At 65.5% G+C, this 21,540-nt stretch carries 17 protein-coding genes and 1 rRNA gene; 5 read left to right on the top strand and 13 right to left on the bottom strand.

Translation table 11 applies throughout. From position 1 onward, the window contains the following. The first annotated feature begins 812 nt into the window (after positions 1-812). Positions 813-2,423: an ABC-F family ATP-binding cassette domain-containing protein gene (locus AC1DJB_RS18020; protein WP_306963219.1), complete on the top strand. Its 1,611-nt coding sequence runs from the start codon at positions 813-815 to the stop codon at positions 2,421-2,423. A gap of 13 nt (positions 2,424-2,436) precedes the next feature. On the opposite strand, the gene AC1DJB_RS18015 is transcribed toward AC1DJB_RS18020, so the two are convergent. From AC1DJB_RS18015 to AC1DJB_RS17980, 8 genes are read right to left on the bottom strand one after another with little or no spacing between them, the layout of a single operon-like run. Continuing rightward, positions 2,437-2,559: a hypothetical protein gene (locus tag AC1DJB_RS18015; RefSeq protein WP_284991125.1), complete on the bottom strand. Its 123-nt coding sequence runs from the start codon at positions 2,557-2,559 to the stop codon at positions 2,437-2,439. Continuing rightward, the gene (locus tag AC1DJB_RS18010; RefSeq protein WP_441432982.1) at positions 2,556-3,965 is read right to left on the bottom strand and encodes an NtaA/DmoA family FMN-dependent monooxygenase; all 1,410 of its coding nucleotides are present in this window, start codon (positions 3,963-3,965) and stop codon (positions 2,556-2,558) included. The genes AC1DJB_RS18015 and AC1DJB_RS18010 overlap by 4 nt, the downstream gene beginning before the upstream one ends. Positions 3,966-3,974: 9 nt before the next feature. Continuing rightward, on the bottom strand, positions 3,975-5,144 hold the full coding sequence (locus AC1DJB_RS18005; protein ID WP_476910616.1) for an LLM class flavin-dependent oxidoreductase: 1,170 nt from the start codon (positions 5,142-5,144) through the stop codon (positions 3,975-3,977). After that, complete coding sequence (locus tag AC1DJB_RS18000) at positions 5,141-5,986, bottom strand: DUF1684 domain-containing protein (RefSeq protein ID WP_441432984.1); 846 nt, start codon at positions 5,984-5,986, stop codon at positions 5,141-5,143. The genes AC1DJB_RS18005 and AC1DJB_RS18000 overlap by 4 nt, the downstream gene beginning before the upstream one ends. Next, complete coding sequence (locus AC1DJB_RS17995; protein ID WP_441432985.1) at positions 5,970-7,130, bottom strand: LLM class flavin-dependent oxidoreductase; 1,161 nt, start codon at positions 7,128-7,130, stop codon at positions 5,970-5,972. Before AC1DJB_RS17995 ends, AC1DJB_RS18000 begins: the two co-directional genes overlap by 17 nt. Beyond that, a complete protein-coding gene (locus AC1DJB_RS17990; protein WP_441432986.1) occupies positions 7,127-8,125 on the bottom strand; it encodes an ABC transporter substrate-binding protein in 999 nt (332 codons plus the stop codon). Before AC1DJB_RS17990 ends, AC1DJB_RS17995 begins: the two co-directional genes overlap by 4 nt. A gap of 12 nt (positions 8,126-8,137) precedes the next feature. Next, positions 8,138-8,977, bottom strand: a complete 840-nt coding sequence (locus tag AC1DJB_RS17985; protein ID WP_441432987.1) for an amino acid ABC transporter ATP-binding protein — start codon at positions 8,975-8,977, stop codon at positions 8,138-8,140. Continuing rightward, positions 8,974-10,068 carry an amino acid ABC transporter permease gene (locus AC1DJB_RS17980; RefSeq protein ID WP_441438422.1) on the bottom strand — a complete coding sequence of 365 codons (1,095 nt, stop codon included), beginning with the start codon at positions 10,066-10,068 and terminating at the stop codon, positions 8,974-8,976. Before AC1DJB_RS17980 ends, AC1DJB_RS17985 begins: the two co-directional genes overlap by 4 nt. A gap of 266 nt (positions 10,069-10,334) precedes the next feature. Between AC1DJB_RS17980 and AC1DJB_RS17975 the strand changes: the two genes are divergently transcribed. Both AC1DJB_RS17975 and AC1DJB_RS17970 read left to right on the top strand, forming a co-directional pair. Beyond that, on the top strand, positions 10,335-12,299 hold the full coding sequence (locus AC1DJB_RS17975; RefSeq protein WP_476910615.1) for an FAD/NAD(P)-binding protein: 1,965 nt from the start codon (positions 10,335-10,337) through the stop codon (positions 12,297-12,299). Positions 12,300-12,355: 56 nt separating this feature from the next. After that, positions 12,356-12,877, top strand: a complete 522-nt coding sequence (locus tag AC1DJB_RS17970) for a GNAT family N-acetyltransferase (protein ID WP_441432989.1) — start codon at positions 12,356-12,358, stop codon at positions 12,875-12,877. Positions 12,878-12,879: 2 nt separating this feature from the next. Here the strand turns inward: AC1DJB_RS17970 and AC1DJB_RS17965 are convergent, their stop codons facing one another. Next, a complete protein-coding gene (locus AC1DJB_RS17965) occupies positions 12,880-13,458 on the bottom strand; it encodes a DinB family protein (protein WP_441432990.1) in 579 nt (192 codons plus the stop codon). Positions 13,459-13,533: 75 nt separating this feature from the next. Between AC1DJB_RS17965 and AC1DJB_RS17960 the strand changes: the two genes are divergently transcribed. Together AC1DJB_RS17960 and AC1DJB_RS17955 are read left to right on the top strand one after the other, a co-directional pair. Further along, entirely contained in the window at positions 13,534-15,228 is a 1,695-nt protein-coding gene (locus AC1DJB_RS17960) for a helicase HerA-like domain-containing protein (RefSeq protein WP_441432991.1), read from the top strand. Positions 15,229-15,340: 112 nt separating this feature from the next. Next, positions 15,341-16,333, top strand: a complete 993-nt coding sequence (locus AC1DJB_RS17955; protein ID WP_476910621.1) for a hypothetical protein — start codon at positions 15,341-15,343, stop codon at positions 16,331-16,333. A gap of 37 nt (positions 16,334-16,370) precedes the next feature. Here AC1DJB_RS17955 and AC1DJB_RS17950 read toward each other — a convergent pair whose 3' ends face one another. From AC1DJB_RS17950 to rrf, 4 genes are all read right to left on the bottom strand, one after another. Further along, positions 16,371-18,344: an NHL domain-containing thioredoxin family protein gene (locus AC1DJB_RS17950; protein ID WP_476910614.1), complete on the bottom strand. Its 1,974-nt coding sequence runs from the start codon at positions 18,342-18,344 to the stop codon at positions 16,371-16,373. Next, positions 18,344-20,509, bottom strand: a complete 2,166-nt coding sequence (locus tag AC1DJB_RS17945; protein WP_476910613.1) for a bifunctional copper resistance protein CopD/cytochrome c oxidase assembly protein — start codon at positions 20,507-20,509, stop codon at positions 18,344-18,346. Before AC1DJB_RS17945 ends, AC1DJB_RS17950 begins: the two co-directional genes overlap by 1 nt. A 106-nt stretch (positions 20,510-20,615) precedes the next feature. Continuing rightward, positions 20,616-20,900: an HU family DNA-binding protein gene (locus tag AC1DJB_RS17940; protein WP_184739845.1), complete on the bottom strand. Its 285-nt coding sequence runs from the start codon at positions 20,898-20,900 to the stop codon at positions 20,616-20,618. A gap of 563 nt (positions 20,901-21,463) precedes the next feature. Further along, positions 21,464-21,540, bottom strand: a 5S ribosomal RNA gene (gene rrf, locus AC1DJB_RS17935); the annotation flags it as partial.

Raw genomic sequence — 21,540 nt, 5'->3', positions numbered from 1 at the left:
CTAGCACGTCGTGAACAGCAGGCTGCCAGATTCCTCGGTCCATGAACGGCACGACAGATTCGGCGACCCAGGTGTCATAAAGCGCAAGGTTCGCGTGCACCTCGTCCAAAGGGTCAATTGAACTGCCCCGCGGAAGCGGCGCATCGCGCCACGATTGGAAGGCCCCTTCGAAGGTTCTCGTCATACCGGAACCCTAATAATGCTGTCTGCAGGTTGTCGATGAGGTCACCGGCTAGGCGCCCGTAAGTCGGTCCCCCACCGGCCAGCTCGACACCTTCATGCCTGCCCTTCAGGAAAGCCTTAATGTGGGTACTCTCTGATTCCCGTATGACCCGCCCGCAAAAGTGCCCGGTGAAGGCGCCCTAAACGCTACACTTCAGGGCTCCCGGCAGCCCTGAAAATTCGAGGACGCACTAAGGCTTCTCGGCCCGCGAAGGCGTCCCGGTGAACACCGCCCGCGGTGCTCACCGTTTACGGCCTCCATATGAACCAAAGTGATGAATGCCGGCGTTCATCCCCAATTGGCCGCTCAAGAAGTTTGCGGATATGGTTTTGGCTATGGAGATCGAGGTCGACAGAGCCTAGCCACCTGACGTTCGGTGGCCGCCCGGTTGTTTGCGCTCATGCACACCCGGTGAGAAATCTCGCTGTCAGTTGTCTGCAGGCGCTATTCCCTGCGGTCCAGCTTCGCTGAAAGATTCCGTACGTCAGGTGCAGTGCCCTCCGAAGTAGCGCGCGTTTTCGCGCCCCGGAGTGAGCACGTCGACCCATGACTGCGCCCTGGATGGGCAAGAACCAAAGGACTGTGTCTCATGTCAGCACAATCAGCCATCTCCTTGCACGATCTTTCATTCGAGTGGCCCGACGGCACTCCCGCTCTTCAGCGGCTCAATGGCACCATGACCACCGGCCGGACTGGACTCGTCGGCCGCAATGGTGCAGGAAAATCGACCCTGCTCCGTTTGATCGCCGGCACACTGACGCCGACCCTGGGCCGGGTCGAAACCGTCGGTGACGTGGGCTATCTTCCTCAGACCCTCACCCTCGGGCAGCACACGACGGTCGCCGCGTTGCTCGGCATCGACGACATACTCACGTCGCTCCATGCCATTGAGGACGGCGACGTCGATGAGCGCCATTTCGACACGGTCGGCGACGACTGGGACATTGAGTCCCGGGCAGACGAGGCTCTGCACGAAATCGGCTTCTCCGCGGGTGATCTCAAGCGCCAGGTCGGGGAGCTCTCAGGTGGCGAGGCAATGCTCATCGCGCTGACCGGGCTGCGCATCCGCCGCACCCCGGTCACGCTTCTCGACGAGCCGACCAACAACCTTGATCGGCGCACCCGGGCCAAACTTGCCGACTTCGTGGACAGTTGGCCGGGCACCCTCGTGGTGGTCAGCCACGACCTCGAGTTGCTTGAGCACATGGACTCCACTGCTGAGCTTCATGCCGGAAAGCTTGACGTGTTTGGTGGCCCGTACAGTCTTTTCACCGAATATCGCGAGCAGGAACAGGCCGCCGCCATCCAGGCAGCCCGCAGCGCCCAGCAAGCGCTGAAGGTCGAGAAGAAGCAACGCGTCGAAGCCGAGACGAAGCTTGCCCGCCGCGAGCGCACAGCGAAGAAAACCCAAGCCAGCGGCGGCATCCCGAAGATCCTGGCCGGCAACCGGGCTAGCAAGGCGCAGGCATCTGCCGGCTCGATGCGCTCGACCCTCGACGACAAGGTGCTGTCAGCCCAGGCCGCCGTCGACGCCGCCGACGCGAGGGTCAGGGAAGTTGAGCACATCCACCTCCCCCTTCCAGATCCCGACGTGCCACGGAGCCGCCGGATCGCCGAGCTGAGCGACGGTTCCGGCACGATCGTCATCCAAGGCCCCGAGCGCGTGGCCCTGGTGGGACCCAACGGCTCAGGCAAATCGACGCTCCTCAAACACCTCGTCGAGAGGCGCCCTGCAGAATCCTCGGGCCGGATCACCGGAAGGCTGCTGACCGGCCGGGTGGGATACCTCCCGCAACGGCTCGACGGACTGGACGATTCCCGCTCGGCGCTGGACAACGTGCGGGAGGCGGCACCGGCGTCGGCGCCCGGAGACATCCGCAATCAACTCGCACGTCTCCTCCTCCGGGGATCCACCGTTGATCGCCCGGTCTCCAGCCTGTCGGGAGGAGAACGGTTCCGGGTCAGCCTCGCGAAGCTGCTCCTGGCGGAGCCGCCCGCCCAGCTGCTGATCCTCGACGAGCCGACGAACAACCTCGACATTGCCAGCGTCGAGCAGCTCGCCGAAGCCCTGGACGCCTACCGTGGCGCACTGCTCATCGTGAGCCACGACCTCGAGTTTCTCCGGCGCCTCAACATCGACACGGTAGCCGAGCTCGACGGCGAAGGGGGCCTGCGCGAGCGCACGGAGCCACTCACCTAGGGCCCGCAGCAAATCAGAGCTGTTGTTCCCACACGGTCAGTTGGAGCCGCACCAGCTCCGCGTCCGGGTCGCGCGAACCGCCGTCGTCGGTCTGCAAGCCGACGACGGCGGCCGCGACTCGCGCACGGAAGCTCACCGCGCGCCCCCGGCGGGTACCGACTCCAACGACTCCGAGCGCGCCGGCGTCGCGAGGCCCAGGTTCTCGCGGAGGGTCCTGCCGACGTATTCCGTGGGGTACACGCCACGTTCCTGCAGCTCGGGCACCAAGTGGTTCACGATGTCGTCCAGGCCGGTGGGGATAAGCCATGGCGAGATGTTGAAGCCGTCGACGGCACCCACCCGGGCGTACTCGGCCAAGGTATCGGCCACGGCTGTGTAGGATCCGGTGAACGTCGCGTCAACCCTGGACGTCCTGGAGCTCACGAACTGCCGGATGGATAAGCCCTTCTCCTTGGCCTCGGCGCGCCATTGCTCGGCGAGCTGCCGGGCTTTGGCCCCGTGGAACCCGCTCCCCCGGGTCTCGGAGGTCTCCTCCACCACCGGATCGATCTCCGGAAGCGGACCATCGGGATCGTAGGCGGACAGCTCGCGGCCCCAGAACTGTTCGAGATACGCAACTGCCTGCTGCGGCCCGATCTGCAGGCCGCGGACCCATTCCTTCTTCTCGCGGGCTTCCTCGTCAGTCGCAGCGAGGATGAATTCGCTCGCCGGCATGATCTGGACGTCGTTGGCACCCCGTCCGGCAGCCAGGGAGCGCGAGACGATATCGGCGCGGAACTCCACGGCGTCGTCGAACTTCGGGTGCGCCGAGAAGATCACATCCGCTTGGCGGGCGGCGAAGTCGCGTCCTTCCGGGGAATCCCCGGCTTGGAACAGCACCGGCCTGTACTGGGCGCTGCGCGGCAGCCGGGGGGTGACGTCCACGGAATAGTGCTGCCCGGAGTGGTGCACGCGCCGCGCATGGCCGGGAACCGCCCAGGAATCCGCGGAGACGGACGAGGAGACCGCTCCGTCCTCCCACGAATCCCAGATCTTCTTGGCGGTCTCCACGAATGCTTCGGCGTGGATATAGCGATCGGCGTGGTCCAGGTAGCCGCCCCGGCGGAAGTTGGCCCCGGTCCACGCGTTGTCCGTGGTGACGACGTTCCAGGCGGCGCGCCCGCCGGAGAGCAAGTCGAGGGAGGCGAGCCTGTGAGCGAGGTCGGCGGGATCGTTGTACGTCGTATTCTGCGTGGCCACGAGCCCGATATTGGACGTCACCGACGCGAGCGCCGCCAGCATGGTCTGCGCGTCCGGCCTGCCCGCGACGTCCAGGGCGTGCGGTCGTCCGAGATGTTCCCGCAAGCGCAGGCCCTCGCCCAGGAAGAAGGCTGCGAACAGCCCGCGCTCGGCGGTCTGGGCGATCCGTCGGAACGACTCAAAGTCGGTCTGCGAACCGGATTCAGGCGCTTTCCAGATGGTGCCGGAGTTGACGCCCTGGAAGAAGATCCCGAACTGGATCTTCCCGCTCGGCTGGAATTTAGCACGGTTGTGCTGTGTCATAGTCTCTCCTCAGTTTTCCAAGCCAACGACGGCGGCGCCCGCCGCGCCCACGCTCGCGTACCGGCTCAGCGGCCGTTCAAGACCCAGCAGTTCCCGGAACGTGCCGCCCTGCGCAACAGGCTTCAGCACCCCGCGGCGACGAAGCTCGGGCAGGACCAGCTGCGCCAGTTCCTCGAGCTCCACGTCCAGCACAGCCGGATGCAGCCTTACGCCGTCGGCCACGGCCAGCAACCCGGCAAGGAAGTCGACCAATTCCGCCGCCGTGCCGACGAAGTGCGCCCGGGAACTGGTCCACGGAGTAAACGCGTCCAGTTCGGCGAGCCGCGCGGAGGCGCTTTGCCCACGCGAGTCAAGGACGACGTCGAGCTCCGCCACTACCGCCGGGCCGCCCCCAACAGCGGTCCGGGCACGCACGTCCGCAACCTCCTCGGCGAGAAGTGAAGGCGTCGGAGCGGACACCAGCACCACGTCGGCGTCCGAACGAAGCAAGTCGGCCTGCGCAACTACGGGCAATTGCCCCTGCAGCGGGCGCGGAATGATGGAGGGACCCTTCACGGAATACCCGGCCCCTGCGAAATCCGCCGGCGTCTCGAAGTCGATGTAGTGCAGTTTGTCCACGTCAAAGTACCGCCCGGTGGGGACGTCGCGGATCACGGCGTCGTCCTCCCAGGAATCCCAAAGCCGCCGGCTCACTTCCACCGACGCCGCGGCCTCCTGCGCCAAGGCGGCACCTTCAACAAATGAACGCCCGACGGCGGCAGCCTCCTCCGCGGAGCCGCTCGCCGCGACGAGCCAACCCGCCCGTCCGCCCGAGACATAGTCCCAGCTCGCCAGCTGAGTGGAGATGTGGAACGGCTCGGTGTAGACCGTGTCCACTTCCGGTACCAGCACGATGGAACTCGTGACGGGACCCGCGAACGCGGCGCGCTGAAGGGCGTTCAGGCGGCCTGCAACATCTCGCCCGCCAGCGCCGGAGCCGTCAGTCCCAGACCCATCAGCGAACGTCGCCACATGAATCCCGGCCGATTCCGCCGCCAGCACCGTGTTCCGGATCCGCGAACCGTTCAGCAACTCATCCGGGGCATGCCAGGCTTTGCGCCAGGCCGCGGGGTGGGCGCCGTCGCCGTCGAGCTCCAAGGCCAAGAATCCGGGCTGGCCCGGACGGGAGATGCCGCTCATTGCTGCTCCTGCCTTTCGTAAGGGATCTGTTCGCCGGCTTCGATGGCCACGCTCAGCCGGTTTTCCGAGGGTGGGAGCGGGCACGTGGCAAGGTCCGTGTAGGCGCACGGCAAGTTGACGGCACGGTTGAAGTCGAGCACCACGGAGCCGTCCGATTCCGGGGTCACCGTGAGCGAGCGATTGGCCGCGTAGGTGGTCTTGCCCGACGTCGCATCCGTGAACAGCACCGAGAGTGTGCCCGGCGCATGTCCGTTGAAGGCCGTGAGCACCAAGTCCTGGCCCGCGAGGTTGAAGTGGAGCTCGCCGGGCGCCTCGTAGACGTGCTGGATACACTCGACGGCGGCCCCCACTGTGGTCGGTCGGGGAACCTCAAACGGCACGAACGTACCGTTCACCGCGAACGATGCATCCGGTGCGTATGCGGGCGTTCCGCGGTATTCGTTGAGCAGCGGATTCCCGGGGTGCCGCGGCCGGACGATGTACTCGCCGCCGCGCTTGGCGAGCTCGACGACCGTGTCCCCCGCGTTGAGGTTGAGGCCGTCTCGTTCCGCGATGGGGCCGAAAACGACGGTGGCCCCGGCGGCGTCGGTGTTGAGTTCCCGGCCGTCCCGAAGCAGGCTTTCGCCTGGTCCTAAAACCACAGTGACGACGTCGTTCTCCACACTCCAGGTGCCGGGCACCCCGTCGAGCGGAGCAGCTTCGGAACCAAGCCAGTGCAGATGGGTGACAGCGAGGAATCCGTGCGGATCGGCCCGGTGACGCTCGTGCTCGGCGTGCCATTCCTGCCAGGCGGCGGTGAAGGCCGCAGTGGTGGACGTAGCCGTTTCAGTGGGCGTAGGCATGATTCCTCCTGTGGTTTGCGTGGTCTGTGGTGACGGTTCCGGCTGCGTCGAGTGACGTGGCGCCGGCGAATTCCGGACGACCGCCGTAGGGATCCGCTGGCTCCCACAGGGTGGTGGACGCGGCGGCGCGGACGGCCGGGATGACCTCGAGCGCGAACCGCTCCAGGATCTCCAGCTGCTGCTCGAAGGGCAACGTGGTGGGCAAGGAAATGGATTGGAGATCGTGGCCGTAGAGCGAGTGGTAGCTCAGGATTTTGTCGATGACCTGTTCCGGACTGCCCACCAGTGCTGGCCCTTCAGCCACGGCATGCTCGATGTCCCGGAACGGCGAATTGTTGCCCGGGACGTTGCGTCCAGCGGTCAAGGCCTCATAAACAGCCCCGAACTGGCGCTTGGCTTCCTGCGTGGTGTCCGCGACGAACACGCCGCCTGCGCCGGAACCCGAACCGAGGTACTGGTGCCGAGGATCGTGGCCGTGGCGTTCGTATTCCTCGCGGTAGTGGTCGATCAGGATCTTGTAGTTCTCGCGAGGCTGGATGGCGTTGGCCGTGAAAAGTGGATCGCCCCACTGGGCGGCGAGGGCAGCCGAGGTCAGGGTTGTAGCCGAGCCGTGCCAAATCCGCGGCGAACCCGCAAACGGTCGCGGCGTCGTCGTCGTTGCTTCGCTCAATGCGGGCCGGAAACGGCCGGACCAGGTGACGTTTTCTTCACGCCACAGCCTCCGCAACAAGCCATACTTTTCGGCGAGCAGCTCCCACTGATCATCGAGGGAGAGCCCGAACAACGGATATTGCAGCACCTCGTTGCCCTTGCCGATCACGAGTTCCAGGCGGCCCCGGCTCAGCTGATCGATCGTGGCGTAGTCTTCGGCCACCCGCACGGGATCGAGCACCGACAAGACGGTGACGCCGGTCTGCAATCGAATACGGTTGGTGACCGCCGCGATGGCGGCGAGGACCGTCGTCGGGGACGATGAGATGAACTCACCGGCATGCCTCTCCCCCACAGCGAAACTATCGAAACCCAATTCCTCGGCCCGGCGCGCAGTCTGCACCACTTGGTTGAGCCGCTCGGCCGTCGAGACGATTTCTCCCGTCAGCGGGTTCTTCAGGTGCGGAATGATGTCGAGTACCTGGAACTTCACTGTGTTTTCCCTGTCTGGGCACTCCCGAAGTTTGCCTCTGTCACGGTCTTCGATTCCGGCAAGGCTTCCTGCGAAAGGCCCCAGCGGTCCAGGACCTTCCCGTAGGAGCCATCCTTGATCGCCGAATTCAGGGCATCCGTGATGGCCGGAGCCAGGCCGTTGCCTTTGAGGGTGGTGGCCGCGACGAGGGTCTCTGAAGGCCAGCCAGCGTTGACTTTGCCCACCACTTTCAGGTCGTCCCGCGTGTTCTCGCGGTAGGAGACGGACGGATAGGGCGCGATGTTCAGGTCCGTCCGGCCCGAGGAGAGCGCCAGGATGGTGTCGGCGTCGGAGGAGTAGTACTGCAGTGTTGCCGGAGCCTTGCCACGGGATTCCAGGTCCTTGTTCCAGGCCAGGAGGATCTTCTCCTGGTTGGTGCCCGAGCCCACCGAGACCTTCAGCCCGGAGATATCGTCCGCGCCCTTGATGTTGTACGTGGACGATTTCTTGGCTTCGAATCCCATGTACGCGGCGCGGTAGGTGGAGAAGTCGAACAGTTTCACCCGGTCCTTATTGATGCCCACGTTCGAGAAGACCGCTTCGAAATCGCCCGACTGCGTCTTGAGCGGCCAGTTCTCCCAGGAGGTGACCTGCACGTCCAGTGCGAGGCCCAGCTTGTCGGCCACGAGCTGGGCGATGTCCACCTCGACTCCGATCGGGGTCTTGTCATCCGTCGCATGGAAGGACAGCGGGATGGACCCGGCCGTGGTGGCAACGGTCAGTTTGCCGTCCTTGCCGATCGCGGCCGGCAGGGCGGCTGCCGCGGCGGGATCCTTCTGCGCCCGGATACGGTTCTGCTCGGGCGAGGTGTTGTAGACGACGCCGTTGCGGGCGGCACTCGCGGACGGGCTGGCCCCGGCCGCGGAGGCACCGGGGTCGGAGCACCCGGCGAGCCCCGGGAGTACGACGGCGGGCAGCACCGCGAGCGCGAGAAGCCTGGTTTTGATGCGTGGCATTAGGTTGGTTCCTCAGATGTTGAAAGCTGGTTCGATGACTTTGGAGAAGAAGCTCCGCGTCCGGGGTTCACGGGGATTCGCGAAGATCTCCTGGGGACTGCCTTGCTCAACGATCTGGCCCTGATCCATGAAGACCACGGTGTCTGCGACGTCGCGGGCGAAGCCCATTTCGTGCGTGACGATGATCAACGTGGTGCCGGAGGTGGCAAGTTCGCGGATGACGTCCAGGACCTCGTTGACCAGCTCCGGATCGAGGGCCGACGTCGGTTCGTCGAAGAGCAGGATCTTAGGGTCAAGGGCAAGCGCCCGGGCGATGGCAACGCGCTGTTGCTGGCCGCCGGACAACTGCCGCGGATAGGCGTCGGCCCGGTCCTTGAGGCCCACGCGGTCCAGGAGTTCCAGCCCGCGCTTGCGCGCTTCGGCCTTGTTCCGGTGGAGCGCGACGACGGGTGCTTCCGTCACGTTTTCCAGCGCGGTGAGGTGCGGGAACAGGTTGAAGTTCTGGAACACCATGCCGATGTCCGTGCGTTGCTTGAGGATGTCCTTTTCGCGCAGTTCGTGCAGCTTGTTTCCGCGGACCTGGTAACCCACCAATTGGCCGTCGATGGTGATGTACCCGCCGTCCACCTTTTCCAAGTGGTTAATAGTCCGCAGAAGCGTGGACTTCCCCGAGCCGGAGGGTCCCACGATCACGGCGACGCCGCCTGGCGGCACCGTCAGGGACACACCCTTGAGGACTTCCGTTCCCCCAAAGGACTTGCGGACGTTGGTGATTTCCACGTGGCCGCGGGTTGCAGCGGCGGCTGGCGCCGCCGTCGTCGGGCTCTCAGCGGGAAAAGCAGCGGTGCTCATCGGGCGTCCTTCGCTCGGTCAAGGTTCGCTCGGTCAAAATTCACTGGTGCGTGGGTGGCAAAGAACTTCCTTGCCTTCTGCAGCGGAGTGAGCGGCAAGTTGCGGACGGCGCCCTTCGAATAATGCCGCTCGATGTAGTACTGGAAGACGCTCAGGACCGAGGTAATGGCGACGTACCAGAGGGTCGCCACGAGGAGCAGCGGAAGGACTTGCTGGGTGCGGTTGTAGATGACCTGCACGGTGTAGAAGAGCTCGGAATAGGCCAGGACGTAGACGATTGAGGTGCCCTTGACCAGGCCGATGATCTCGTTGAAAGCGGTGGGCAGGATGGCCCGCATGGCCTGCGGCAAGACGATCCTGGTGGAGCGTCGCCACGCCGGAATGCCTAGGGCCGCGGCTGCCTCGAGCTGGCCCTGATCCACCGAGAGGATGCCGCCACGGATGATCTCCGCCGAGTACGCCGCCTGGTTGAGGGTCAGGCCCAGGACTGCCGCCGCGAATTGGCTGATGAGCGTGGTGGTCTGGACCTCGAAGAAGCGGATATCCGTGAAGGGGATGCCCAAGCTGATTTTCTCGTAGAGGTAGCCAAGGTTGTACCAAAGCAGCATCTGCACCAACAAGGGAGTGGAACGGAAGATCCAGGAAAACGTCCAGGACACCGACAGCAGCAGTGGCGAGGCCGACAGCCTCATGAGGGCCAGGATGAAACCGAGGACAAAGCCGAGCGCGCCGGAGATGGCCGTCAGCTTGAGTGTCTCCACGAGGCCGTTCACCACGGACTGCGCGGTGAACCATTGCGCCACCACGCCCCACTCCCAGCGCGGATTCGTCGCGAGGGACCAGGCCACCGCCACGACGCCAAGCGCCACCACAACCGTGCCTACCCAGCGCCATGGATGCCGGGCCGGGACCAGCTTGTAGCCGGAGTAGTCGGTTGGGGCACCCGGGGCGGCAGCACCCTCGGCTGCACTCCGGGCGGCGGCACCCGGCCCGGCGGCCGGCGTCGGGCTTTCCGTGACGGCGCTGGCGGGCGCCGGTTCCGGTGCAGATTGCTGTGCGGATTGCGCCACTGTGGTTGCTGCTGAACTCATGCGCCACCTCGCTTCGTATGGGTTGTTGGCTATCGGATGGCTGCCAATCTAGGGGCGCTCCCGAAGCGGCTGCAAGGCAGGTTTTTGCACTTCTTCATGGGGATTCATCGCGCTTCGCGCGGCTTCATACGGAGCCATATGAGTCCGTTCTTTGCGCTTGTTGACGCACCGTGACGCGTGGTGAACGGCCGTTACCCGGGCCTCGACCGAGGGCCCGCCGGGTCCCTAGGCTCGGGTACCACCAGCCACCGCCAACAGGAGTTGCCATGCCGCCCTTCGCCCCCACGATCGTGTTCATTGGCGGTGGCCCGCGCTCAGCCGGCATCCTCGAACGGCTCGCGGCCAACAGGTCCGGCCTCTTCGACGGGCCCCTCTCCATCCACGTCGTCGAGCCGTACGAACCCGGTTCCGGGAGGATCTGGCGCTATGACCAGAGCCCGGGACTACTGCTCAACTCCACGGCCGCGGACGTCACGATGTTCACCGACAACTCCGTGGCCTGCGACGGTCCCTCCGTTGACGGTCCGGGCCTCGCCACATGGGCAACGGGCGTGCTCGACGGTTCCATCCGCGACGTCCCGGAGTTGGAAGCCCACCTCCTCGAGCAGCTCCGGGTGCTGACACCGGCCTCGTTTCCTAGCCGGCAGCTCCAGAGCAAGTACCTCGAGTGGTTCTTCCGCCGGGCCGTCGCGGCACTCGGCCCGGACGTTTCGGTGACGGTCCACCGGGACACGGCAACCGCCGTCGAACGCCACTCTCCGGAGGGTCCGGGAGGGCCCGACGGCGGTGCGAAGTACCGCGTGCGGCTCGCTTCTGGCGGGGTGCTGGAGGCTGACCTCGTGGTGTACACGCTGGGCCACACGGACTCCCGCGCCGAGCCGGAATCGGCGCGGTTGGCCGAGTTCGCCGCCCGGCACGGCGGGTTCCACGCGGCGCCGTCGTACACCACCGACGTCGACTATTCGGCGATCGCACCCGGCCAGGACGTCCTGGTTTCGGGCATGGGGCTGGCGTTCGTGGACCTTCTGGTGCTCTTGTTCGAGGGCCGCGGCGGCCGCTTCGAAGACAGGCCCGACGGCGGCCTGGACTATGTGCCGTCCGGCGCCGAACCGCGGCTCTGGGCAGGCTCCCGGCGCGGAGTGCCGTACCACTCCAAGATCTCCTCCACCCTGCGCGGCGAACCCGTCGGCGCACCCCGGTACTTCACCGCGGACGCCGTGGAATTGCTGCTCGCCGCGCACGAGGAGCTGGATTTCCGGACCCAGCTGTGGCCCCTCATCGCCAAAGACGCCGGCTACGCCTACTACCGCGAGCTCTTCACCGGCTATCCGGAACGCGTCCACGGCGGCTGGGACGAATTTTCGGCGCGCTTCGATGCCCTGGATTGGTACAGCCGCGAACGCGAAAACCTCGTGGCCTCGGCCGTCCCGGACCCTGCCCTCCGTCTCGACCTCGAGGCCCTGGACCAACCGTTCAGCGGCTGCGCTTTCGCGGACCATGCCGCGGTGCAGAGATCGGTGGCGAGCTACATTGAACGCGACCTCAAGCTCCGCACGAGTCCCGACCATTCGGAAACCTTGGCCTTGTTCACGGCCCTGCTCCGGGTCTACATGGAACTCGGCCGGCTGGTCCCGCAGGAGCGGCTCAATTCGCGCTCCCAACAAGCGGTGCACGGTTGGTGGCACGGCTTCTTCAGCTTCGTGGATTCCGGCCCGCCGCCGCACCGGCTGCGCGAAATCCTTGCCCTGCACCGGGCCGGATTGTTGCAGTTCCTGGGTCCGGGCATGTGGGTGCGTCCGGACGAGGCCAGCGGGCGGTTCGTGGCCGGTTCCTTCCAATCGCCCGTGGTGGTGGACGCGGCGGCGTACATCGAGGCCCGCTTGCCGTCGCCGTCGGTGGCACGGTCCGCCAACCCCGCGCTTGCGGACCTGCACGACGCCGGTTGGGGCACCGAACAGTCGCTCCTCACCTCGGACGGTCCCCACTCCACCGGTAAGCTGTTGGTCTCGAGTTCGCACGAAGTCCTAGCTGCCGACGGCGTGCGGCAGGCGGGGCTTTTCGCCGTCGGACCCTGGACCTCGGGTTGGGGCGCTGGCGCGTTCGCTCGGCCCGGCACCAACGCAGCGCCGTTCCGCGAGAACGACGCCCTGGCCCGCCGCCTCCTGGCCGAACTCGCGGCCCCTCGCCCAAGCACGATCCACCCAACTAGCTCGCAGTTGTTGTCGTTTTGACGCCTCATAACGACAACAACTGCGAGCTAGTTGGGCAAATTCACGAAAGGTAAGCCATGACAACAACGCCAACCCTGCCGTCGTCGGGCCTTTCCGTCCTGACACTGCCCATGCGCGATCCACGCGTCAAGCCACTCCTGGACGAACTCGCCGTCGAATACACCACGCGCTACGGCGACCTCTTTGGCAGCGGCGGCGCGGCCGAGGAACTCAACCGGTACCCGGCCGGCGAGTTTGCCGCACCCCACGGTGCCCTGCTCATCGTGCAGGACAACGGCGAAACCGTGGCGGGCGGGGCATTCCGCCGCTACGACTCCCGCACGGCGGAACTCAAGCGGATCTGGACGCATTCGGCGCACCGGCGTCGAGGACTGGCCCGGGTTGTCCTCGCGGAACTGGAAGCCGAGGCGGCGCGGCGCGGCTACCGCCGGATCTACCTCACCACCGGTCCGCGGCAGCCCGAAGCCAAGAACCTGTACCTGGCCACCGGCTACGCCCCGCTGTTCGACGTCGACGCGGATCCGGAAGAGATCAAGCACTTGGCGTTCACGAAGGACCTGGCGTCCGCTCAGGCGTGACCCTAGCCCACAGCCTGGCGCGCCGCGGCTTCGATCCGTGCCCAGTGGGCGGCCCATTCTTCGGTGCTTCGCTGTGACAAGTTCGGGTCCCCGGGACCTTTTCCGGCCGAACCGTCGATGAGCTCGCGAAGTATGTCGGCATGCCCCAAGTGCTGGGCTGTCTCGACGCACATGTGCACCAGGATGTGGTGAAGCGTCACGTGTCGGCGTTCTTCAGGCCACCACGGCACTTCCCCGGGAGCGTCGAGTGGGAGCGACTCGATGGTTGCATCGCTGTGCTCGGCCGAGTAGCGGTGCAGTTCGATGATCTCTTCCCTGCTCTCCCCCGGAGGAACCCACAGGTCCGCATCGGCTTCGGCGTCGTCGGCAAACCACGGTAATTCCCGGCCGCTGGGCCGGCCAAAGACCTCCCCGAAGTACCCAAGCTCCACGCTCGCCACGTGCTTGACCAGTCCCAGGAGGTTGGTGCCGGTGGGGGTCATAGGCCGGCGGACGTCGTACTCGTCGAGTCCGTCGAGCTTGGCGAGGAGCTCGCCGCGACGGGCGCGCAGATATTTGAGCAGAACCGCTTTGTCATCCATCCGGGCACTATACCGTTGCCGAGCACGGCAAAACTTTCCCGCCACACCGCGGCCCTGGACCACTAGGCTATGCGCATGGCCAAGAAAACAACAGCTGAAAAACTTGCCACGATCCAGCGGGGATACACCCTCGATGGCCCCACGATCGAGCTAGGTGCCGCCATCGTCGACGGCGAAGTCCACAAAGAGGCCCAAGTCCGGTTGCCGCTGTCCATGATGAACCGGCACGGCTTGGTGGCCGGGGCCACAGGCACCGGCAAGACCGTCACCCTGCACATGGTGGCCGAACAGCTGTCCACGGCCGGCGTCCCCGTCTTCCTGGCGGACATCAAGGGAGACCTTTCAGGACTCGCCACCGCGGCGACGGCCAGCGAGAAACTCACGGCCCGCACCGCAAGCCTCGGCCAAGAGTGGGTAGGCAAGGCCTTTCCGGTCGAGTTCCTCTCATTGGGCGGGGATGGCAACGGCGTTCCCGTCCGGGCAACCATCACCTCGTTTGGCCCCATCCTGCTCTCGCGCATCATGGAACTCAACGACACGCAGGAATCCAGCCTGCAGCTGATCTTCCATTTCGCCGACCAGAAAAAACTGGAACTGATCGACCTTAAAGACCTGCGGGCCGTCATCCAGTTCCTGACCTCGGATGAGGGCAAGGCTGAACTCGAAGACCTCGGCGGACTCTCCAAGGCCACGGCCGGCGTCATCCTGCGCGAACTCGTCAACCTCGAGGCCCAAGGCATGGAGAAGTTCTTTGGCGAGCCGGAGTTCGACACCGCAGAACTCCTCCGCACAGCCCCGGACGGCCGCGGCGTGATCAGTTGCCTTGAACTTCCCACGCTCCAGACCAAACCCATGCTGTTCTCGACGTTCCTGATGTGGTTGCTTGCGGACCTTTTCGAAGACTTGCCCGAAGCAGGAGACCTGGACAAGCCCAAGTTGGTGTTCTTCCTCGACGAAGCCCATCTGCTCTTCTCCGACGCATCCAAGGCCTTCCTCGAAGCCATCACCACCACTGTGCGGCTCATCCGGTCCAAGGGGGTCGGGATCTTCTTCGTCACCCAGACACCCAAGGATGTCCCTGCCGCCGTCCTCGGTCAGCTTGCCAACCGGGTCCAGCATGCCCTGCGCGCATTCACCCCGGAGGACGCCAAAGCCCTCAAGGCCACCGTGTCCACGTTCCCGGTGAGCGACTACGACCTTGAGGAAACCCTCACTTCCGCCGGTATCGGCGAAGCGGTCATCACCGTCATGAACGAAAAGGGCGCGCCCACGCCCGTGGCGCTGACCAAGCTGCGTGCCCCGGAATCCGTGATGGGACCCAGCACGGACGAACTGATCCGCAGCACCATCGCCGCTTCCCCGCTGCTGCCGAAGTACGGCACTGCCGTGGACAACATTTCGGCCTACGAGAAACTCACTGACAAAGGGACCGCGCCCTCCACCGGAGAAGCCGCACCGGGTCGGCCACCGGTACCAGCCTCCGTTGATCCTCAATCCGTGGACGCCGAAGCCCGCAGGATCGAGGAAGAAATCCTTGGCCGTCCCAGCAGCCGCCCGCTACCAGGCTCCGAAGCGTGGCCGCCCGCACCCGCGCCGGTCCAAGCACCGGCTCCGCAGCAAGGCGGCGACGGCATGATGGGCGATCTCGCGGGCGTCCTGGGTGGTGCGCTCGGCGGCGGAATCAAAAGCATGGCACGGTCCTTCGGCACGCAACTCGGCCGGGAATTGCTCCGCGGAGTGTTCGGAACCTCATCGCGCCGGCGCCGCTGAAACGGAGCTGCCACCCGCCGTCGGACTCTTCGCAAATGCGTGTCCAGATGTCACGGGAGGGGAAGGATGCCGGGGTATTGCGGAACCGGCGGGTAACGTAAAGGGCGTGCAGTTGAGTCAAGCGTTGGTCAAGACCGCGGCCGGGTGGCTGCTCGGTCTGATGCTTGCTGTGGCCGCTGCGATCGTTTCCATCAACCTGGTGAGCAACTCCATAGCCAGCCCCCAGCAGCAAGTGCGCGATTACCTGTCGGCCCTCCAGCAGGGGCACGGCGGGGAAGCCCTCGGACTCCTGCACGCCTCCGTGCCCAACGCCAATGCGGCCATGCTGGACGGTACCGCCCTGCAGACGGCGGCGTCGAAGATCACTGATATCAAACTCGGCAACGCCGAATCCCGTGGCGGAAACCGGGTGACGGTCCCCATGGACTACCAGATCGACGGCAAGGCGCTGCATTCGGACTTCCTCCTGGAACGGACGGGAACCGAGTGGCCGTTCTTCGGTAAGTGGTCCTTCGTGCCGTCATCCTTGCCGACCATTGAGGTCACCGTGGTGAACGCCAACGAGGCCACCCTGAACGGGGTCCCGGTAAACCTGCCCAACGGCCGCAACAGCTTTGCCGTGTTTTACCCCGGCCAATACGAAGCCAGCCTCGCCGGCAAATACTTCTCGGCGCCGACTACCAGCACGTCGGTGACTACAGGCGCCCTGCCGCAGGCGCCCCTCAACCTTTTGACCAAGCCCACCGACGCCATGATCAAGGTGGTGAGCGACAAGGTCAAGGAATTCCTGGACACCTGCGCCGCGGATGCCACCAAGCAGCAAAAGCTCCAGCCCGATTGCCCGTTCTACCACGTGACCAACAGCCGGGTGGTGGACGGGACCATCAGGTGGCAGATCACGGAGTACCCCAAGGTCAGCATCGACCCCTTTAACGGGCAGTGGGTCGTGGCGCCCCTCAACGGCAAGGCCAAGGTAACCGCCCGCGAAATTGACCTCTTCAGCGGACTGGTCGGCGACCTCAGTGCCGTTCACGACTTCAGCTTCACCACACGGTTGGACATAGGCGCGGACACCATCACGGTCACGCCGCTGGTGAGCTTCTAGGTTCGGCTGCGGCCCGCCCGGTCCAGCCAGCCCCTGCCTAGTCCATCCCGCGCAGGTCAAGCACCAACTCGGAGTCGCCGTCGGCCTGCATGACCACGGGGATGCCCCAGTCCTGCTGGTAGAGGTGGCACGCGGCGTGATCCGGGATTTCGCCGTCCTCAGTTTCCGGGCCATCACACGCAGCCGCGCGGGCCGTAATGTGGAGGATCCCCTCAGGCACGTCCGCGGACAGCTCAAGGGTCCGCAGCAGGCCTACCGACGTGCCACCGCCGGAAAGCAGCAGCTCAGGCGGGGTCGAGGAGATCTTCAACTGCGTAGGGTCGCCCCAGCGGTCGTCGAGCTTCTGTCCGGTCGGGGCCGTGAAGCGCACGGTCAGCTCCACGTTTCCCGGCGCCACGGGGCTCTTGGGCCGCTGCGTCTGGGATGCTCCCTCGTCCACCTGCTGGGCTTCCTTGGGGATGGGAACGAGAACCAGCTGGTGCTTGTTTGATTCCACCACCGCCAGCAGCGGTTCGCCGCCTTCCGGGTAGACCACGACGACGTCGCTCGGCTCGGCGAGACCCCTCGCCAGGGTGGACACGGCCTTAGCCGCCGGATCGTAGCGCCGCACGGCACCGTTGTAGGTGTCTGCGATGGCCACGGAGCCATCGGGGAGCACTGTGACGCCGAGGGGGTGCTGCAGGCGGGCTTCGGGGGCCTCGCCGTCCCGGAAACCGAAATCGAAGAGGCCCTTGCCCACGGCCGACTCAACAGTCACACCTGATTCGCCAACGACCAGCCGGCGGAGCGCCGAGGTTTCGGAGTCGGCCACCCAGATGTTGTCATCCGCATCGACGGCCAGGCCGGAAGGCTGGGCGAACCAGGCTTCCTCGGCGGGGCCGTCAAGCAAACCTTCAAGGCCCGAGCCGGCCAGGATGGATACCTCGCCGCTGAGAGGCTCAAAGGCGAAGATCTGGTGCGTGCCGGCCATCGCGATGACAACGCGCTGCAGCTTCTCGCTCCACACCACGTCCCACGGCGAGGACAGGGACACCCCGGTCCCCACACCAAGTACCCCGACGTCGAGTGCGTCGGCCGCGAAGTCAGCCGGACCGCCGTCGGGGTGTTCAGCCCAAACGCCGGCACCGCTTTCCGTCACACGGGCAGGGCCGGCGTCGAGCAGGCGCTGCACGCCGTTGCCGGCAACAGTCTGCACGTAGCCCGAGCTGAGCGTGACGCCGCGGAGGCGGTGGTTCACGGTGTCCGCGACCACTGCTTCGTAGCCAAGCTGCCAAGCCAGCGACGACGGGAGCACCGCCACGCCCTGCGGCTCGTTGAACTGCGCGATTTCCGCCGCACCATCCAGGTAACCCTTGGTTCCGGAGCCGATGACACGCTCAACCGTCTCAAGGTCAGGACGAAGTTCCACCAAACGGTGGTGGCCGGAATCGACCACCAGGTAGTTGCCGTTGTCCAGCTGGGTCGCCTTGCCGGGGAAGCGCAAGGTGCCCGACGTCGGGACGGGAGCCACGTAGGGGCCGTCGCCGCGGTGAAGGGTCCCCTTGGCTTCGTGCTCGGCCACGAGTTCCTCGAGGAGCACCGCAAGGCCGTCTGCGTGGCCCTCACCGGAAAGGTGCGCCACGATGTAGCCCTCGGGGTCCACAACCACCAGCGTCGGCCAGGCGCGGGCCGTATAGGCCTTCCACGTAGCGAGCTCGGGGTCGTCCAGGACGGGGTGATGGATTTCGTAACGCTCGACGGCGGAAGCGAGGGCCACGGGATCGGCCTCGTGCTCGAACTTGGGAGAGTGCACGCCGACCGTCACCAGGACGTCCGAGTATTTTTCCTCGAGCGGGCGCAGCTCATCCAGGACATGGAGGCAGTTGATGCAGCAGAACGTCCAGAAGTCCAACAGCACGATCTTGCCGCGCAGCGCTTCCAGGTCCAGGGTCTTCCCACCGGTGTTGAGCCAGCCACGGCCCACCAGTTCAGAGGCGCGGACACGCAATTGGGTGCGTACGGTTTCGCTCATCAGCGTCCTTCCAGGTTGGTCTTGCTTTCGGGCTGCTTGGAGTCCCGATCAATCAGTTTCGCATCGCGGTCTGCAAGCCGCGCAAACATATCGTTGTAAGCATTCAGGTCGGCGTCGTTATTCCTGTCCGCCGCCCGGTCGGTGCGTTTGGTCTCCCGCTCATCCGAACGCGACCACATGACCGCGACGCCGATCGCCACCAGCAAGGTGGGAACTTCGCCGATTCCCCAGGCCACGGCGCCGCCTGTCTGCTGGTCCAGCAAAGCCGATTGTCCCCAGGTCCGGCCGAGGTTGCCGAAGTAATCGGCGGCGAGCAGTCCGGTGCCTCCCATGATGGATACTCCGAAGAAGGCGTGGAAGCCCATCGTGGCGAGCAAGAGAAGCAGCCGCATCGGGTAGGGCGCACGACGCGGCAGCGGGTCCGTGCCGATCATGGTGAGGACGAAGATGTAGCCGGTGAGCAGGAAGTGCAGGTTCATCAGTTCGTGGCCCACGTGCTCACGCATCGCCCAGCCGAACGCGTCCGAGAAGTAGAACAGGACGATCGAACCGGCAAAGTTCGCCGCGGCGAAGAGTGGGTGGGTCACCACTTGGGAGAACTTCGAGTGCACGAACACCAGGAGCCATTCACGAAGGCCACGGGAGCCATCTCCGCGTGATCCCTCGCCGCGCGACGGCAGGGCCCGCAATGCCAACGTCACCGGGGAACCCAGGACCAGGAACAGCGGCGCCACCATCGTCAACGCCATGTGGTCCACCATGTGGGCGGAGAACAGTATGCGGCCGTATACCGACGGCGGTCCGGACGTGATGTAGGTCAGGACGAGCAGGCCGATCATCCAGTTCACCGCACGGAACCACGACCAGGAGTCACCGCGGCGACGGACCTTGGCCACGCCAAGGATGTAGCTCGCCGCGCCGAAGAGGGCCACAGCCACCCAAAGCCAGTCGAAGCGCCACTCGGTCAACCATCGCGCGGGCGTCAGTTCGGGCGGCAGCTCGTAACCGGACAGGATGAAGGCCGGCGAGGCGTCGGGCGCGTAGGTGGTGGGCAGCGGCGGTGCCGAACTGGCCAGCGCGACGGCGAGTCCCGACGTGGCGCCCATCACCAGAAGTTCGACCAACACCAGCTGCCACAGCACGCGGCGCGTGGTCATCGACTTGCGGCCCAGCTGCGGGATCACCCACTGGCGGTGCATGAAACCGATGCCGCCGAGGACAACTGTGGCAAGCGCTTTCGCCAGGATGATCTGCCCATAGGGGGTGCCAACCAAGGCCGAAAAACTGGTCACACGAATGCTCGCGTTCACGACGCCCGAAGCGAAGACCAGCACGAAGGCGAAGCCGGCCAACGCGGAGAACCGGCGCAGGGTCTGCTCAGTAATGTCCTTGGTGCCTGTTGCCTTGGAACCTCGCAGGAGGCTCGAGAGGACCGCAAGCATGATGATGCCGCCCACCCAGGTGGACACGCCCACCAAGTGAAGGCCGAGCGAATTGATAGCGCCCTCGTGGTCGTTGGAACTCGCGGAGTGCCCGATCAGCGCACTCGGGATTAGTCCGCCCAGGGCCAGGACGAGCGTCAGCGCTAGTCCCGCCAGCGAGCGGACGCCGAACAGCGCCGTCGTGACAATCGCGGCGATAATCGTCACGGCGAGCCACGCCTGGCCCGTCTGGATGTCCGTCATGAAGTAGACGAGGGATGCAGTGAACTGCGCGTCCCCGGAGAGGCTCTGCCCGGCCACATCCGAGTACGTCAACACAAGGACAGCGACGGCGGAGAGCGTCCAGGCAGCGCCTGCTGCTGCCGCTACGGCCAACGCACGCGCGAACGCCGGGTGTTCCGGGGCGTCATCGCCCCTGGATCGGGACAGGTGCTTGGGAAGGATGACGACGGCGAAGATCAGCCCGCCGATCACAGTCGCCAAGGAGACGTTGTGAATGGCTTTGGCGACGGGCAGCCCCCAACGCACCAAGGCGCCCGGGTCAGAGACTTGGCGCGCGGCCGAGGCGCCGGAGAAGATCAATGCGCCCGCTAGAGCCAGGAAGAGCGCAGCGAAGCCCGCAAGCTGCCACGGTAGGGAGATCCCCTCCACGGCAGCGCCTGCCTTCGTTCCCGGCTTGGAAGCGGGCGAGGGGGCAGTGGAGGGAGTTTTGGCTGATGGCACCTATCCATTGTCCGCTAACGTCGGCGGCGCGGCGAATCGAGCGGGTTAAAGCAGAAAGGCGGCAACCCGCAGGTTGCCGCCTTTCCTAGGCGTTCGCCGAAGTGTCTTACTTCTTGGCGACAGCTGCCTTCAGCTTGGAGCCGGCGGTCAGCTTGACGCTGTGGCCAGCGGCGATCTGGATGGTCTCGCCGGTCTGCGGGTTGCGGCCCGTGCGGGCTGCGCGGTCGGTGCGCTCGATGGCGAGCCAGCCCGGAATGGTGATCTTCTCGCCAGCGGCGACGGAAGTCTCGAAAACTTCGAACAGGGCATCGAGCACGGAGTTGACTGCAGCCTGGCTGGTGCCAGCCTTGCCAGCTACCTCGGAAACCAGTTCGCTACGGTTCTTAGCCATTTGTGTCCTCCTGGACTTTACGATTTTGGAGCCCACACACGGCATGCGTGCGAGCCACTGTTCGAAAACTTACCAGCTTGGGAGGACTCGGCCAGCAAATTCCGCGTGTTTCCGCGCTTTTTTGACCAAATTCACCCTATTTCGGGCGCTTTTGGGGGTCAATTCCGCCGCGGGCGAACTCCCGAACCCCCGACGCTAGCTCACAGATAACCGGTTCTGACCGGACGCTAGCTCACAAATAGGGGGTCCCGGCGGGACGCCCGCTCACTTATGGCGGGTCCCGGCGGGACGCCTGCTCACGTATGCCGGCTCCCGGCGGGACGCCCGCTCACGTATGCCGGGTTCCGGCGGGACGCCCGCTCACATCATGTGGGCGGGCGTGGGCCGTGGAACCGCATATCTGAGCCGGGGTTTGGGATTTCCGGGTCATAGGTGGGCGGGGGTCCGGGGAAACCGGGTCATAGGTGAGCGGGGGTTTTCGTTGGTCGCGGGCTCGTGTGTTGGGGTGTTTTAAGTGGGTCAGGCCCCGACACGGTGTGTCGGGGCCTGGCCGGTGAATGGTTGTCCGGCGGTGTCCTACTCTCCCACACCCTCCCGGGTGCAGTACCATCGGCGCTGTGGGTCTTAGCTTCCGGGTTCG

This window comes from Arthrobacter sp. 01T428 (assembly GCF_056398685.1).
This window is presented reverse-complemented; position numbering and strand designations above follow the sequence as displayed.

Bases quoted from the DNA above. Each gene is read 5' to 3' on its own strand.
- AC1DJB_RS17965 (WP_441432990.1), bottom strand. From the start codon at position 13,458: ATGGATGACAAAGCGGTTCTGCTCAAATATCTGCGCGCCCGTCGCGGC.
- AC1DJB_RS17960 (WP_441432991.1), top strand. From the start codon at position 13,534: ATGGCCAAGAAAACAACAGCTGAAAAACTTGCCACGATCCAGCGGGGA.
- AC1DJB_RS18020 (WP_306963219.1), top strand. From the start codon at position 813: ATGTCAGCACAATCAGCCATCTCCTTGCACGATCTTTCATTCGAGTGG.
- AC1DJB_RS18005 (WP_476910616.1), bottom strand. From the start codon at position 5,144: ATGAGCGGCATCTCCCGTCCGGGCCAGCCCGGATTCTTGGCCTTGGAG.
- AC1DJB_RS17970 (WP_441432989.1), top strand. From the start codon at position 12,356: ATGACAACAACGCCAACCCTGCCGTCGTCGGGCCTTTCCGTCCTGACA.
- AC1DJB_RS17985 (WP_441432987.1), bottom strand. From the start codon at position 8,977: ATGAGCACCGCTGCTTTTCCCGCTGAGAGCCCGACGACGGCGGCGCCA.
- AC1DJB_RS18000 (WP_441432984.1), bottom strand. From the start codon at position 5,986: ATGCCTACGCCCACTGAAACGGCTACGTCCACCACTGCGGCCTTCACC.
- AC1DJB_RS17950 (WP_476910614.1), bottom strand. From the start codon at position 18,344: ATGAGCGAAACCGTACGCACCCAATTGCGTGTCCGCGCCTCTGAACTG.
- AC1DJB_RS17940 (WP_184739845.1), bottom strand. From the start codon at position 20,900: ATGGCTAAGAACCGTAGCGAACTGGTTTCCGAGGTAGCTGGCAAGGCT.
- AC1DJB_RS18010 (WP_441432982.1), bottom strand. From the start codon at position 3,965: ATGACACAGCACAACCGTGCTAAATTCCAGCCGAGCGGGAAGATCCAG.
- AC1DJB_RS17975 (WP_476910615.1), top strand. From the start codon at position 10,335: ATGCCGCCCTTCGCCCCCACGATCGTGTTCATTGGCGGTGGCCCGCGC.
- AC1DJB_RS17980 (WP_441438422.1), bottom strand. From the start codon at position 10,068: ATGAGTTCAGCAGCAACCACAGTGGCGCAATCCGCACAGCAATCTGCA.
- AC1DJB_RS17990 (WP_441432986.1), bottom strand. From the start codon at position 8,125: ATGCCACGCATCAAAACCAGGCTTCTCGCGCTCGCGGTGCTGCCCGCC.